The 14,079-nt window shown below is 59.8% G+C and carries 13 protein-coding genes; 4 read left to right on the top strand and 9 right to left on the bottom strand.

The window, feature by feature from the left end:
* Positions 1–203 precede the first annotated feature (203 nt).
* Positions 204–755 carry a LemA family protein gene (locus GT495_RS10195; protein ID WP_161162551.1) on the top strand — a complete coding sequence of 184 codons (552 nt, stop codon included), beginning with the start codon at positions 204–206 and terminating at the stop codon, positions 753–755.
* 220 nt (positions 756–975) lie between these two features.
* On the opposite strand, the gene GT495_RS10190 is transcribed toward GT495_RS10195, so the two are convergent.
* Positions 976–2,028, bottom strand: a complete 1,053-nt coding sequence (locus GT495_RS10190) for a branched-chain amino acid aminotransferase (RefSeq protein WP_161162550.1) — start codon at positions 2,026–2,028, stop codon at positions 976–978.
* Positions 2,029–2,317: 289 nt separating this feature from the next.
* Positions 2,318–2,965 (bottom strand): DedA family protein, encoded by a 648-nt coding sequence (locus GT495_RS10185; protein ID WP_161162549.1) that lies wholly within the window; start codon positions 2,963–2,965, stop codon positions 2,318–2,320.
* A 224-nt stretch (positions 2,966–3,189) separates the two neighbouring features.
* Between GT495_RS10185 and cysE the strand changes: the two genes are divergently transcribed.
* A complete protein-coding gene (gene cysE / locus GT495_RS10180; RefSeq protein WP_118388475.1) occupies positions 3,190–3,894 on the top strand; it encodes a serine O-acetyltransferase in 705 nt (234 codons plus the stop codon).
* 114 nt (positions 3,895–4,008) lie between these two features.
* Here cysE and GT495_RS10175 read toward each other — a convergent pair whose 3' ends face one another.
* The 4 genes from GT495_RS10175 to GT495_RS10160 form a co-directional block, all read right to left on the bottom strand.
* Complete coding sequence (locus GT495_RS10175; protein ID WP_204986923.1) at positions 4,009–6,015, bottom strand: ABC transporter ATP-binding protein; 2,007 nt, start codon at positions 6,013–6,015, stop codon at positions 4,009–4,011.
* Position 6,016: 1 nt separating this feature from the next.
* On the bottom strand, positions 6,017–7,741 hold the full coding sequence (locus GT495_RS10170; RefSeq protein ID WP_161162548.1) for an ABC transporter ATP-binding protein: 1,725 nt from the start codon (positions 7,739–7,741) through the stop codon (positions 6,017–6,019).
* A complete protein-coding gene (locus GT495_RS10165) occupies positions 7,741–8,241 on the bottom strand; it encodes a MarR family winged helix-turn-helix transcriptional regulator (RefSeq protein WP_161162547.1) in 501 nt (166 codons plus the stop codon). Before GT495_RS10165 ends, GT495_RS10170 begins: the two co-directional genes overlap by 1 nt.
* 176 nt (positions 8,242–8,417) lie before the next feature.
* Positions 8,418–8,708 (bottom strand): CDP-alcohol phosphatidyltransferase, encoded by a 291-nt coding sequence (locus tag GT495_RS10160; protein WP_118260475.1) that lies wholly within the window; start codon positions 8,706–8,708, stop codon positions 8,418–8,420.
* Positions 8,709–8,997: 289 nt separating this feature from the next.
* On the opposite strand from GT495_RS10160, the gene GT495_RS10155 reads away from it, so the two are divergent.
* A complete protein-coding gene (locus GT495_RS10155) occupies positions 8,998–9,519 on the top strand; it encodes a nitroreductase family protein (protein ID WP_161162546.1) in 522 nt (173 codons plus the stop codon).
* A 239-nt stretch (positions 9,520–9,758) separates the two neighbouring features.
* Here GT495_RS10155 and GT495_RS10150 read toward each other — a convergent pair whose 3' ends face one another.
* The 3 genes from GT495_RS10150 to GT495_RS10140 all read right to left on the bottom strand — a co-directional run bounded on the left by GT495_RS10150 (position 9,759) and on the right by GT495_RS10140 (position 12,936).
* Positions 9,759–10,178, bottom strand: coding sequence for a hypothetical protein (locus tag GT495_RS10150; RefSeq protein ID WP_161162545.1), 420 nt, complete (start codon positions 10,176–10,178; stop codon positions 9,759–9,761).
* Positions 10,179–10,418: 240 nt separating this feature from the next.
* Entirely contained in the window at positions 10,419–11,636 is a 1,218-nt protein-coding gene (locus GT495_RS10145) for a helix-turn-helix domain-containing protein (protein WP_161162544.1), read from the bottom strand.
* 265 nt (positions 11,637–11,901) lie between these two features.
* Complete coding sequence (locus tag GT495_RS10140; protein ID WP_161162543.1) at positions 11,902–12,936, bottom strand: YeiH family protein; 1,035 nt, start codon at positions 12,934–12,936, stop codon at positions 11,902–11,904.
* A gap of 193 nt (positions 12,937–13,129) precedes the next feature.
* Between GT495_RS10140 and GT495_RS10135 the strand changes: the two genes are divergently transcribed.
* Positions 13,130–13,831: a GntR family transcriptional regulator gene (locus GT495_RS10135; RefSeq protein WP_161162542.1), complete on the top strand. Its 702-nt coding sequence runs from the start codon at positions 13,130–13,132 to the stop codon at positions 13,829–13,831.
* The last annotated feature ends 248 nt before the right edge of the window (positions 13,832–14,079 follow it).

Genomic DNA, 14,079 nt, shown 5'->3' with positions numbered 1-14,079 from the left:
CGGATTCGCGCCTCAGGACTCAGCGCAACGCGTTGCGCTGAGTCCTGAGGCTGTTGCAATGAAAATGACAATCAAGGCTCACCTTGGTGGAAACATAACGCTTACCGGAAAGTTCGGTATCGCCAAAGGTTGCGGGTATACTAGTAGCGTTACACCAACGGCAGCCGGCGGAAGACGCCGCGGCCATTCGAAACGGAGACACCATGATTCCCGTCATCATCGGTATCGTTGTTGTCGTTGTGATTGTCTGCGCCATCGCCGGCATCTACAACAACATGGTCACCAAGCGCAATCGCATTGATAACGCCTGGCAGAACATCGACACGCAGCTGCAGCGCCGCAACGACCTGATCCCTAACCTGGTCGAGACCGTCAAGGGCTACGCCAAACACGAGCAGGACACGCTTGCCGCCGTGGTCAACGCGCGCAACGCCGCCGTGAGCGCCACCACGCCCGAAGCCAAGATGGAAGCCGACAACGTGCTGACCGGCGCCCTGCGCCAGCTCTTCGCCGTGGCCGAGGCTTACCCCGATCTTAAGGCGAACACCAACTTTACGCAGCTCCAAGCCACGCTCGAAGACACCGAGAACAAGGTGAGCTACGCGCGCCAGAGCTACAACGATTGCGTGCTTAGCTACAACAACGCCATCCAGACCTTCCCGGCCGTCATCTTTGCCGGCATCTTCCAGTTTAAGGAGCGCCAGGGCTTCGAGGCCGCCGAAGCCACCCGCCAGGCACCGACCGTCAAGTTCTAACAGATCCGCAGCGTATCCTTAATCGGGTATATGCATAAACCGCCCGTCGAATGCATATTTCGGCGGGGCGGTTTCCTTTGTCGCGAAGGTCCCCCCCCTCAAGGCGCACTCCACAGGACGCAAGAAGCCCTCGCCGCACGAAGTGCGCAGCGAGGGCTTCTTAATTGTCCGAGGACGCGCCGGGTGGGAACTTGCTCTTCGCGCGGACAGATAAGGCTAATTACGCGACGGTATAGACCCAGTCGTGCTTATCCTCGATAGCACCAGACTGGATACCAGTCAGGGTCTCGCGGAGCTTCTTCATCACAGGACCGATCTCGGTGTTGCCAGCCGGGAAGGTCACGGTCTCGTCGGCACCGTAGACCTTGTTGTCGATCTCGCCGACCGGGGAGATAACGGCAGCGGTGCCGCACAGACCGCACTCAACAAAGGTACCGGCCTTGACCTCGGCCCACTCGACGGGACGCTGGTCAACGGTCATGCCCAGGTCCTGAGCAACCTGAACGAGCGAACGACGGGTGATGGAGGGCAGGATGGAGTCGGTGTGCGACTGCGGGACGACAAGCGTGCCGTCCTCCTTCACGAACAGGACGTTGGCGCCGCCAGTCTCCTCGACATAGGTGCGGGACTCGGAGTCGAGATACAGGTTCTCGGCATAGCCCTCGCGGTGAGCCTCCATCGTGGGCTTCAGGGACATGGCGTAGTTGAGGCCGGCCTTGATGTTGCCGGTGCCGTGCGGTGCCGCACGGTCGTACTCGGAAACGCGCAGCTTGACAGGCTTGAGGCCACCCTTAAAGTACGGACCGACCGGGGTCACGAGAATACGGAACGTGTACTCAGGAGCGGGAGCCACGCCAATCACGTCACCGGAGCCGATCATAAACGGACGCACGTACAGGGTCGCGCCGGAACCGAAGGGCGGAACCCATGCGGCGTTGGCAGAGACGACCTGCTTAACGGCCTCGACAAACTTGTCCTTGGGGAACGGGGGCATCTCCAGACGCTGGGCGGAGTTGTACATACGCTCGGCGTTCATGTCGGGACGGAAGCAGACGATGCTGCCGTCCTCGGCGGTGTAGGCTTTCAGGCCCTCAAAGACCTCCTGGCAGTAGTGGAAGATGCCGCCGCACTCGGAGACGTGCATGGTGTGGTCGGTGGTCAGGCCGCCCTCGTCCCACTCGCCGTCCTTCCAATGGGCCTCGTAGCTGTAATCGGTCTTCATGTAGCTAAAGCCGAGGCTACCCCAATCGATATCCTTCTTCTCGACAGTCATATGTCGCTCCTTACACACACGGTTGCATACTCGCGAACCCGCACGCAAGGACCGAAGCCGGCCGCGTCGCAACGTCGCATACCCGGAGCGTAGAGCCGGGCAGGACACGCGGGCAGCATCAAAGCCGATGGCGCGTCGATTCGCATGCAGGTGATTGTACTCCCCGTACGCCTTAGATAAAACGATTTTCTTTAACTAAGTAAAGTATTTTCATTTGCCTTCTACACAAAAGGCCCGCCATCGAATCCGATGACGGGCCTTGGAATTAACGTCCGAAAACAAGCTCGGACTAGGCGTTCTTTTTACCGAGCTTAGCCTTAACCAGACCGACCACGGTCGGGATGATCGACACGGCGACAATGCCCACGATCAGCAGCTCAAAGTGCTCCTGCACAAACGGAATGCCACCAAAGAAGTAACCAAGCAGCGTAAAGACCGTCGACCAGGTAATACCACCCAGCACGTTAAAGATGACAAAGTTGCGCCAGTGCATACCGCCCATGCCGGCGATAAAAGGCACAAAGGTGCGGATGAACGGGAAGAAGCGACCGAGGAAGATGGCCAGATGGCCCCACTTATCCAGGAAATCCTCGGACTTTTTGATGCGCTCGGGCGTCATGGCCTTTACCTTGCCCGAGGCGATAATCTTGCGGCCAAAGAAGTGGCCGATCATAAAGTTGCACTGATCGCCCAGGATGGCTGCGGCCCATGCGGTGGCCAGAAGCGCCACGATGTTAAAGCCGCCGTTATGGGCAAAGAAGCCCGAGGCAAACAGCAATGAGTCGCCGGGAAGGAACGGGAAGAACACCACGCCCGTCTCGATAAAGATGATCAGGAACACGCAGCCGTAGGCCATGAGCGGGCCGGCGGCGATCCAGCTGGCGATCGCAGCGCGCGGATCCTTAAGCAGCTCGGCGATAAAATTGATGAAACCCATGAAGTAAAACCTCTCAGTTGTGGGCGCGGACACGTCCAAGTTGACCAGTATACGGTTGCGGCGCGAACACGGGCCAAACCCCTCAAAAGTCTTACTTCATTACCAGCAAGTTTGCATAACTGACACCTGTCGCCTAAAGCAAAGCAAGATTGCCCTTCCTAATCCCTAGCGAATCGCTATACTTTATTGAATCGCATTGTCACGGCGCTAAGGGAGGGCGGCCGGTGAGCTTTATCAACACCATTCGCGAGGACATCAAGACCGTCCAGGCGCAGGACCCTGCCGCGCAAAATGGCCTAGTCATCTTCCTGTCCTACCCCGGCCTGCACGCCAAGTGGAATCATGTGCCCGAGCACTGGCTGTGGGAACACGGCCATCGATCGCTTGCCCGTGTGCTCTCGCAGTTAACCCGCCATATCACCGGCGTCGAGATTCATCCCGCCGCGCAGATCGGCAAACATTTCTTTATCGACCACGCCATGGGCGTCGTTATTGGCGAGACTACCATCGTGGGCGACAACTGTGTGCTCTACCAGGGCGTCACGCTCGGCGGCACCGGCAACGAGACCGGCAAACGCCACCCCACCCTGGGCAACAATGTCACCGTGGGAACGGGCGCCAAGGTGCTTGGCAACATCCACATCGGCAACAACGTCAAGATCGGCGGCAACTCGGTCGTCGTCAAGGACGTGCCCGACAACTGCACCGTCGTGGGCGTGCCCGGGCGCATCATCAAGCGCAACGGCTGCCGCGTGTTCGAGGAGAGCTTCGACGCCAAGCAGCATCGCGAGTACATGCCCGACGATGCCGCCGAGCAGAGCGCCCTCAACCGTCAGGGCATCACCGAAAACGCCCGTCGCGTCAAGGAACTCGAGCAAGAGGTGGCCGAGCTCAAAGCCCTCGTCGCCAAGTTCGTGGACGAGCGCTAGGGCCGCGGACAACCGCCACAGCATGAACGCCAACACAAAAGGCGCGCCGGGGAATGAACTGCCTCCGGTGCGCCTTCTTTTAGATGTGACATACGGGACTGCCCCTTTGTCACATTATGCGAACTGACTCAGATAGAGGTCGGCATAAGCGCCCTCGGCAGCCAGCAGCTCCTTATGCGTGCCCTGCTCGATAATGTTGCCGTGATCCATGACCAAGATCAGGTCGGCGTCCACGATCGTCGACAGGCGATGCGCGATCACAAAGCTGGTGCGCCCGCGCATAAGCGCATCCATGGCGCGGCCGATGGCAAGCTCGGTGCGCGTGTCCACGCTCGACGTCGCCTCGTCCAGGATGAGAATCGCCGGGTTGTTGAGCAGCACGCGCGCAATGGTCAGCAGCTGGCGTTGGCCCTGGCTGATGCTCTCGGCATCGTTGGCCACGCGCGTGTCGTAGCCCTGCGGCATGGTGCGCACAAAGAAGTCGACCTGTGCGGCACGAGCGGCGGCCACAATTTCGTCGCGCGTTGCCTCGGGGCAGCCGTAGGCGATGTTTTCGGCAATCGTGCCATCGAACAGCCAGGCGTCCTGCAGCACCATGCCAAACTGCTGCCGTAGCTCGCCGCGGTCCATGCGGCTCGTATCCACGCCGTCGAGCGTAATACGCCCGCCGTCAATCTCGTAGAAGCGCATGAGCAGGTTGATGAGCGTCGTCTTGCCTGCGCCCGTGGTTCCCACCACGGCAATCTTCTGGCCCGGCTCGGCGGTAAACGACACGTCGCGCATAAGCGGCTTGTCGGGCGAATAACCAAAGCGCACGTGCTCAAAGGAGACGCGGCCCTCCACGCGACCCGGCAGCTTGGCGGCCTCGTCCGACAGCGGATCGGCCTCCATCTCGGGCTCATCGAGCAGGTCGAACACGCGCTCTGCACTCGCCAGCGCGCTCTGCAGCGAGTTGAAGGTAAACGACAGCTGCGTCATGGGCTCGGACGCCTCGTAGATAAACTGGAAGAACGCCTGGAACACGCCGACGGTCATGTGGCCGGCGACCAGCATGCTGCAGCCCACGAGCGCAATAACGATCTGCGCCAAACGGCCGATAAAGCGCACCGCGGGGCCGACAGCATTGATCATAAAGTCGGCCTTGGTGCTCACACGAGCCAGTTCCTTCGAAGCCTCGTGCACCTCAGCGGAGCTCTGACGTTCGCGGTTAAACGCGCGGATCACCAGACGGCCCGAATAGCCTTCCTCGACCGCACTCGTAATCTTGGACACCCACTCCTGGCGCTCGCCCGTCACATCGTGTGTGCGGCGCGAGACGACCTTCGTCACCAGCAGCGACAGTGCCGTAAAGAACAGAAAGACGAGCGTAAGCTGCACGCTGAACACGAACATCACGCTCACAGCACCAACAACCGTGCCGATCGACACGAGCAGCTGCAGCAATCCGCGCTGCATGCTCTCGGACATCTTGTCCAGGTCGTTGGTCGCGCGGCTGACGACCTCGCCGGGACGATGCGCGTCAAAATAGGCAAGCGGTAGACGGTTGAGCTTTTGCGCGATGCGGTTACGCAGGCGCAGATTGAGGCGTTCGGCCACGCTCGACATCAAAAAGCTCTGGAGCGCGTAGAACGAAGCGGCGGCCGTCCAAATCAAAAAGTAGATGAAGATAGTCCTGCCGCAGTTCTCCCAGGTGATGCTGAAGGTGGCGTTGTTGACAAACGCTACCTGAATGTGGCCCCACAGCTCATCGATCACGCGGGCGCTATATGCCGGCGCAGCAGTGTTAAAGATGACATAGAACACAATGCTCGCGAACACGATATAGAAGCGCCAATGGTCGCCGGCAGCCTCACTCCACAGGCGGCGCACCGTCGCCCAGGTATCCCGAGGTGTCTCGTCCTCGTCTTCGTCGTCCACGTCGCGCATACGCTCTGCCTCGGCGCGGGCGCGCTCGTCCTCGGCACGTTCGTTTTCCTCGTAGAGCGCTTGGCGGCGAGCCTCGCGCTCGGCTGCAGCCTTGGCGGCGTCATCCAGCTCGGTCGACGCGGCAGCCGTTTCCTCGACCAGTCCCGCGGCAGCGGCGTCATCAACGCCGCCCTGCTTCTTGAGCTCCTCGGTCATGCTACTCACCTCCCTTCATCTGCGATTCCGCGATGGCGCGGTACACCTCGCAGGTTTCCATAAGCTCGCCATGCGTGCCCAGACCCACAACCTCGCCATCCTTGAGCACGACGATCTGGTCGGCGTGCAAGATCGTCGAGATGCGCTGCGCGATGATGAGCACCGCAGCGTCACGCGTCTCGTCTTGCAATGCATGGCGCAGGGCCGCATCGGTCTTAAAGTCCAGGGCCGAAAAACTGTCATCGAAGATATATAGATCGGCATGCTTCATGAGCGCACGGGCGATTGCCAAACGCTGGCGCTGGCCGCCCGAAAAGTTCGTACCGCCCTGCGCCACCGGGGTATCGATCCCCTGCGGCTGATCGAGCACAAAGGTGCTCTGGGCAACCTGGAGCGCATGAAGCATGTCGGCCTCAGTCGCGTCTTCGTTGCCAAAGCGCAGATTGCTTGCCACGGTGCCCGAGAACAGCCACGCCTTCTGCGGCACATAGGCAATGCGCCCGCGGATTTCGTCTTGCGTAAGCTCGCGCAGGTCCACACCATTCAGGCGAATGGAGCCCTTGGTGGCATCGTGGAAGCGCAGCAGAAGCTTGGCCACCGTCGATTTGCCCGAGCCTGTCGAGCCAACGATCGCAGTCGTCTGACCGCGACGGCAGGCAAAGCTCAGGTCGCACAGGGTGTCCTCGTCGGCATCGTCAAAGCGAAACGACATGTGGTCGAACACGGCCACCGCATCGGCTTCGTCTTGGGGCTCGCGCGCCCCGTCATCCAGCGTGCGCTCGCCATCGACGATGCTCGGCTCAATCTCCAACACCTGCTGCGCACGGTTCAGGCATGCGGCAGCACGCGGAAGCGTCAGCACCACCATCTGGGCCATCATCACAAAGAACAGGATCAGAATTGCATACTCCAGCACCGCCGAGATACTCGCAATCTGCATGGCGTGGGCACCTACGCGGTTGCCGCCCACCCACAGCACCGCCACCTCGGCGATGTTCATCAAAAAGAAGCTTGAGCTGTCGAGGCCCACAAACAGGTGGTTGACTTTGATGGCGTTGGCGGCGTAGTCGCTAAACACCTCGTCCAGACGCCGTTCCTCGTGGCGCTCCTTATTAAACGCACGGATGACGCGCACGCCCACAATATTCTCGCGCAGCACCACGTTCATGCGGTCGATAAAGCCCTGTAGGCGCATAAAAATCGGCGCCGCGTTGGCAACCGTAAAGACCGCCGCCACCAGCACAATCGCAACGACTACGCCCAGAAGCGTGCCCATGGCGGGATCGATAAACCAGGCGAAGATGATGCCCGCCACAGCCAAAAACGGCACGGGCAGCACCAGCTGAATCGTCTGCAGAATCGCCTGCTGAATCACGTTGATGTCGTTGAGCGAGCGCGTGATCATCGATCCGGTGCCAAAGCGCTCAAAATCGCTGGCCGCGAGCTCGAGCGATTTGTCGTACACGGCATTGCGGATATCGCAAGCCACGTTGGCGGCCAGGCGCGCCGAAAGATAGCAGCCCAGCACTGTGCCGCCGCTAGCCATGCTGGTCGCGATAAACATGTATAGGCCGTTGCGTAAAATGTAGTCGACATCGCCCGTGGTAATACCGGTGTTGACCATGTTCGCCAGCATCGTGGGAACCAACAGCGTACCGACGTTATCCACCAGTAGCACCAGCAGCGTCACTGCGACAAGCCCTCGATAGGGCTTCAAAAACCTCATTAACAGTCGCACGACTCCCCCTCACCTTGATTCTCGGCTTGGCTCTCGGCAGCGATATGCTGCTTAAAGGCATCGCACTCATCGCCGAGCACCTGAGAGAATTTGCCGATCAAGCGCATAATCTCGCGCTGCTCACATGGCTCAAGCGCGCCAAAGGCTCGCTGCTCGGCCTTGAGTGCCGGCAGCGCATAACGCTCGGCAAATCGCCTGCCCTCTTCGGTCAGGCTCACAACCTTGTTCTTACGACTGCCTTCGGCAAACCCCAACGTTGCGAAGCCCCGCGCCGTCAAGGTTTTAATTGCCGAGTTGATGGTCTGCTTGCTGTAGAACCATTCGCTTGTCAGACGGCTTACGGCAATACTGCCGCCCGCCGTGCTAGTGTCGACGAGCATCCAATAGGCGCAGTCCGAAAGGCCGCAGGCGCGCGAGAACTCCGAATAGATACGGTCAAGCCCGTTGAGCATCCGGTCAAAATCGACCAACGTAACCGCGCAATCCATCTCTCCCACCATTCGATAGTCCGAGTTTTGACTAATTGTAGTTTCAGGTTAGTCCGAGTTTTGACTATCGTCAAGGGCGGCCGTGCAAGACGTGCGACCTATATAACATATCGACAAAAAAGACCGCCGGCGCGGGGTGGCGCCGGCGGTTGCGAGAGAATATCGATTGTTGGCTATTAAGCAGCAACGGCCTCGTAGACCGTGGCGCCCGAGAAGCTGTCGTGCAGGCTCTTGCCGCAGATCCAAGGCAGCTCGACAACCTCGCAGACCGTGTTGACCAGCTCGGAGCAGTCAGTAAAGTGGCCCTTATCGTTGAGGGCCTCGCAATCCTGAACACGCCAATAGCCATCGGTGTGCGTGATGTAGTACTCGTGATCGTTGATCGACACGAAAGCGCGCGTCTTGGAACGCAACAGCTTCAGAAATCCTTCGAAGTCGGTCTCGACGACATCTCCAGCCTGGAACATGATGTTACCTCCTGGCCCGGCGCCACCATGGCGCGTTGATAAACGTTGGTACTCCTTTAGTAAAACCTTTATCAGAGCTTATGCGCGCATCATTTAGGCAAGTGGTAAAAACCGCAGGGTAGACGGGATAAAACGTTTAATCATCCCACCGGTTTGTCACATTCCGGCTGAAGTTTTATGCAAACCAACTTTCCACTCGGCAGCTTGCATTGTTTAGGGCCAACTGCGCGATTACGGTTTTGGTTCGACGGGTAAGAACGAGGCATCGAAAGCAACGTCAGGAGGACACATGGAGACCATCGAGGCACTCATCCACCGCCGCAGCTGCCGCAAATACAGCGATCGCCCCGTCGAGACAGATAAGCTCGACCGTATCATCGAAGCCGGCCAGTACGCGCCGAGCGGCATGGGGCGCCAGCCGGTCACGTTCGTCGCCGTCACCGACCCCGCAACCGTCGAGCGCCTCTCGCAGCTCAACGCCCAGGTTATGGGTAGCGAGGGAGATCCCTTCTACGGCGCCAAGGCCGTTGTGGTGGTGCTCGTCGACCGCAGCGTGCCCACGCACCTGGAAGACGGCTCGCTCGCCACGGGCAACCTGCTCAACGCTGCCTATGCGCTGGGCGTCGATTCGTGTTGGATCCACCGCGCACACGAGGTCTTTGACTCACCCGAGGGATTGGAACTGCTGGCCAAGTGGGGTCTGCCCGCCGACGGAAGCCTGCGCGGTGTGGGCAACTGTATTCTGGGCTATGCCGAAGACGTGCTTCCCCAGGCCAAACCCCGCCGCGACAACGTCGTGTACGTCAGGTAATTAGTTCCGCCGTTCTAACGAACGGCGGCCCCGCTGACGCTGCGCGGGCCGCATTCACGCCAATCTGACGTTCAATTTCGAGGGCGCGACCAAAAGGTCAGCGCTCTCTCATTTCACGTCACCTTGGCGCAAATGCGGCTCGCTCGCTGTTGGTGACTGACATCGGGTGCGCCACTGGTGACATCTGGCACTTGGGCAGATAAAAGGCCCCGTTCCAAATTTGCTGCTCCACTCGCAACTTATCTTGCCGATGGAGTTGTCGTCGTTTCGTTCGCGTGGGTCGTTTCGGCGCTGTCGCCCTGTTCGTCCTCGTCCTTTTGCGCGTCGGCGATGGTGGAGGCCGCCGCGACGATACCACGCTGGGGCGCGACGCCCGTCTGGGCCTGAGCGCCCTCGACAAGCTCCGTGCCGGCATGCGCGAGCTCGGGTGACTTAACCACTGCGTCCAGATTGGCCCCGCCGCCGGCGTAACCAAGCGCCGCGAGCGCGATGACAACCACCGCGACAACGACTGCGATCGGAACATAGCGATGCCAGCCTGCGGGATTGAGGCCGCTACGGCGAGCAGCGCCACGGCTAATGAAGCCGAGCGTTCCATCGTGCTTGAGCTTTGACCCCACCACACGCTTACGGACCCACGGCGACGATTCGGCCTGCATGGCCAAGCGAGCGCTTGCCGAAGGATAGCCATATCTAGTGCGTTTGAACGCGCCGTCGAAGCCTGAGGCGCTTTTGCCCCACGTCCGCGAAGTCGTGCGGCGGTTAACTGGAGCCGCGCTCCGTCTATTCCGGTTTGGTTTTGAAGTCTCCGTCATACGCCCCCGCACGCCGTAACGCAATCGAAACACTACCGCTTTGGACTGTAGCACACGCGCTGCATGCGGTCACGAGCGCCTCGCTCAGCGGTCGTCGTCCTTCAGCAAGCGCCACAGGGTCGTGCGGCTTATTCCCAGCACCTCGGCAGCGCGGGTCCGGTTGCCCTGAAGGTAGCCTACGACCAGCCGCGCGATGTCGCGTTCGGTATCGGTCAGTGGACGCAGGATATACAGGTCGCTGTCGAGCGTCGGAGTGCCAAAGGTTGCGGTTTTGATGACGTCCTCCTGGGCGAGCACCTCCTCCGCCACCGCGCGCTCCGCCACACCCGACCCTACTAATATATAGAGTCGTTCCGAGACCTCGCGAAGCTGCAGGTAGTTGCGTGGCCAGCGATAGCCGTTGAGCGTCGAGGCAGCCTCCTCAGACATACTCGGAGCGGCAGTTCCAAAGACATCTGATAGATACGACAAATACTGCGCAACCTTTTTCGATGCGCCACCCTGCTCGGAAATCGCAGGCGCCACACTCACTGCGCACGCCAAGCGCTCGGTTGCAAAAGCGGCCTGATCGCTTTCGCCACCGCCCGGCATATCGTTTGCCGTCAGAACCACATGGCAACGCGCGGCCAGCGCCGTGTCGGTCATCGTAGAGACAAGCTCGCGCAGACGCTGCGGCGAAAGTGCATGCCAGCCGCCAATACAAAGGGTCAGCCTTGCCTGGAACAGCGGCGATTCCGAGCTTTTGAGCAGATGGCGCCAGCCGCGATCCGAGAGCTCGTCAAGTGCCACGGACACAAAGGGTTCGTCAGCATAAGGCCCATCCAGATAGAGGCGTTTTGCAATCTCTGCCTGGCCAGCACCCAGCTCGCCCTCCAACATGAGGGGCACGCCGCGGGCATAGCTTTCGCAGACGGGGCCAGAGACCGCAGCGGCACCCTCGACAATGCCGTACGCGCTTGCCTCGTAGCGCGCCTCGACCTCATCTGCGTTAAGCCACTCAATGCCCGCGTGTGCCGCCACACCGCGCACCTCGCGGACCACGACCACCCAAAGCGCGCCGTATTCCTTGGCGATCGGACGCACCGTGAGGCTCAAGCGCCCTCCCGCATGCCCCATCACCAGGCGCGTGCCGTTGCCCACGCGCCCCAGGCGCTCGGCGACAAATGCCGCGACATCTTGCTCGAGCGCGACATCATCCATGGTCGAAATCGCCACGTGTCCATGCCCATCGATTGCCAACGCCGAGGCCCCGGCAGCAGCCAAGGCCTCGATCAAGATTTGCAGCTTGGCGTCACTGTTCATATTGCGCCCCGTCCTCGACGCCACGCCGCCGGCGACGGCCGCGCGGGCGAGTGTTTCAAAATTGAACGATATTGCTCACCAAACACTATAGGGCAGAAGCCGCCGTCCTGCGAGTATATGAGTTGCCCCGCATCGCCATCCTGGCGGGGCGATAAGAGCTCTTCGGGACCTATCAACCTGCGGACAAGCCTTACCCGCAAGAGCTCCTATCGCTCCACCGCAGGTATGCGCTCACCAGCACGCAGCACGCAAATAAGCTACTTCTCTACCAGATTCCCAGCACGTGCTGCATTCCCAAACTCATGCACGCAATGCCAATCCAGCAGCAAAAGCCCAATGCGATGGGCTTGCCGCCCTTTTTGACCAGCTCGACGATATCGGTATTAAAGCCAATAGCCGCCATGGCCATCACGATAAAGAATTTCGACAGCTCCTTAATGGGCGCCGTAATGGATGCAGGAAGCTGAAGCATCGTGGTGATTATGCTCGCCAGCACAAAGAACAGCACGAACATGGGAAATGCGCGTTTAAGCGAGAACGTGCTTTTGGCGTCGCCGCCGGCCTTGCGCACCAGATGCATCTGCCAGCATGCGAGAACCAACGTAATGGGAATAATGGCCAGCGTCCTGGTGAGCTTGACCACTGTGGCGCTTTCGAGCACATTGGCGCCGGGATGCATACTGTCCCAGGCGCTCGCCGCGGCCGTTACCGACGAGGTGTCGTTGATGGCGGTACCGGCAAACAGGCCAAAGCCCTCGTTGGTCAGCCCGAGCATGCCGCCCAGCGTCGGAAACACGAGCGCCGCGATAACATTAAACAGGAAGATGACCGAAATAGCCTGGGCAATCTCGCGATCGTCGGCATCGATGACGGGCGCGGTCGCGGCGATGGCAGAACCGCCGCAAATCGACGAACCCACACCCACAAGCGTCGCGATCTTGCCCGGCACGTTCATAACGCGGCAGAGCACGAAGGCGATGACAAGCGAGGTCGAGATCGTCGCCACGATAATCGGCAGCGACTGAGCGCCTTTGGACAGAATCTGCGAGAGGTTCATGCCAAAGCCAAGCAGGATTACCGCGTACTGCAAGACTTTCTTAGACGTATAGGTGACACCGGCGGCGAGCTGTTCGCGACGATTCTTGGGAAAGACGAGCGCCAGGACCATGCCAAAGAGGATGGCAAACACCGGCCCGCCGACCACCTCAATCTGTTTGCCGAGCAACGTCGCAGGGACGGCAATGATCAGGCAGAACAAGACGCCCTTCCAGCGCTCGCGTGCGATATTCGCCAGTTGCATATAGGATTCCTTCTTTCTATTTCACGTTTGCGACGGCTTATGATACGACAACATTGAGCACAGCCCTGCGCAAACAAAGACTAAGATGCCGCAATAGTTCTTGGGCAACAGCCGAATTACCCACCGCGGAGAGCTGATTCGCGGCATAATTAACAGCTGATATATGAGTGTGATAGAACGGTTGTGAGGCACTATGGAAGAATCGATGCACGTCGGCGAGCAAGAAGCGAGTCTGCAGGACCAGTCCTACCACACCATTCGACGCAAAATCGTCTACCTGGACTACAAGCCGGGCGAAAAGTTGGGCGTCAAACAGCTTTGCGACGACCTGGATATGGGGCGCACCCCTGTGCGCGAGGCGCTGGTGCGTCTGGCGCAAGAGGGCCTGGTGCGTACCGTGCCCCAAAGCGGCACCTATGTCTCACCCATCAACCTCACCCTTGCCGAGAGCGCCTGCTACATTCGCGAGCACCTGGAAAAGCAGGTGATTGTGGAGTGCTGCGCCCGTGCCACCTCGGCAGGCATCGAGCAGCTTGACCGAGCCATCGCGCTGCAGGAAAAAACCATGGCCGAGGAGGATCGCATCGGCTTCTTTTTAAGCGACAACCTCATGCACCGCATGATCTTTAGCATCGCGTGTCGCAGCACCGTGTGGTCCTGGCTCGAGGCGACCAATGCCGACCTGGAACGCTTCCGCTGGCTGCGCGCCGCCACGCAGACGCTCGACAATCAGGAGACTGTTAACGAGCACAAGCAAATCCGCCGCGCTATCGCCGGTCGCGACCCCATCGAAGCGAGTTTTTTGGTCAGCAAGCACCTGCACATGATGTTCCGTAACCAAACTGAGGTTCTGGACCAGTTCCCCGAGTACTTCGAGACCAGCAAGCTCCGCTGACCTGCCAAGAAGGGACAGGTTTATTTTGGCAGGTTTTATCTGGGCAAATGCAATAAGGCCCGACTCCGCCACAACGGGGCCGAGCCTTAGTCGTTAAAGCGCGCCAATGACGGGACGCTCGATGTCAGTCACCAGCAGCGAGTGGGCCGCATTTGCGCCAAGGTGACGCGAAATCAGAACCACCCTTAAAAAGGGTGGTTTGCTCTTAGGGTATAACCCACGGGCCCCGGGCTCGCGTCTAAAGGCGC

Origin of the sequence: Collinsella sp. BIOML-A6 (assembly GCF_009875845.1) — a bacterium.
GTDB classification, from domain to species: domain Bacteria; phylum Actinomycetota; class Coriobacteriia; order Coriobacteriales; family Coriobacteriaceae; genus Collinsella; species Collinsella aerofaciens_H.
This window is presented reverse-complemented; position numbering and strand designations above follow the sequence as displayed.

What these genes read in the sequence shown, in the direction of transcription:
- GT495_RS10190 (WP_161162550.1), bottom strand. Translation starts at nt 2,028, where the DNA reads ATGACTGTCGAGAAGAAGGATATCGATTGGGGTAGCCTCGGCTTTAGC.
- GT495_RS10165 (WP_161162547.1), bottom strand. Translation starts at nt 8,241, where the DNA reads ATGGATTGCGCGGTTACGTTGGTCGATTTTGACCGGATGCTCAACGGG.
- GT495_RS10140 (WP_161162543.1), bottom strand. Translation starts at nt 12,936, where the DNA reads ATGCAACTGGCGAATATCGCACGCGAGCGCTGGAAGGGCGTCTTGTTC.
- GT495_RS10160 (WP_118260475.1), bottom strand. Translation starts at nt 8,708, where the DNA reads ATGTTCCAGGCTGGAGATGTCGTCGAGACCGACTTCGAAGGATTTCTG.
- GT495_RS10155 (WP_161162546.1), top strand. Translation starts at nt 8,998, where the DNA reads ATGGAGACCATCGAGGCACTCATCCACCGCCGCAGCTGCCGCAAATAC.
- GT495_RS10185 (WP_161162549.1), bottom strand. Translation starts at nt 2,965, where the DNA reads ATGGGTTTCATCAATTTTATCGCCGAGCTGCTTAAGGATCCGCGCGCT.
- GT495_RS10145 (WP_161162544.1), bottom strand. Translation starts at nt 11,636, where the DNA reads ATGAACAGTGACGCCAAGCTGCAAATCTTGATCGAGGCCTTGGCTGCT.
- GT495_RS10135 (WP_161162542.1), top strand. Translation starts at nt 13,130, where the DNA reads ATGGAAGAATCGATGCACGTCGGCGAGCAAGAAGCGAGTCTGCAGGAC.
- GT495_RS10195 (WP_161162551.1), top strand. Translation starts at nt 204, where the DNA reads ATGATTCCCGTCATCATCGGTATCGTTGTTGTCGTTGTGATTGTCTGC.
- GT495_RS10170 (WP_161162548.1), bottom strand. Translation starts at nt 7,741, where the DNA reads ATGAGGTTTTTGAAGCCCTATCGAGGGCTTGTCGCAGTGACGCTGCTG.
- GT495_RS10150 (WP_161162545.1), bottom strand. Translation starts at nt 10,178, where the DNA reads ATGCAGGCCGAATCGTCGCCGTGGGTCCGTAAGCGTGTGGTGGGGTCA.
- GT495_RS10175 (WP_204986923.1), bottom strand. Translation starts at nt 6,015, where the DNA reads ATGACCGAGGAGCTCAAGAAGCAGGGCGGCGTTGATGACGCCGCTGCC.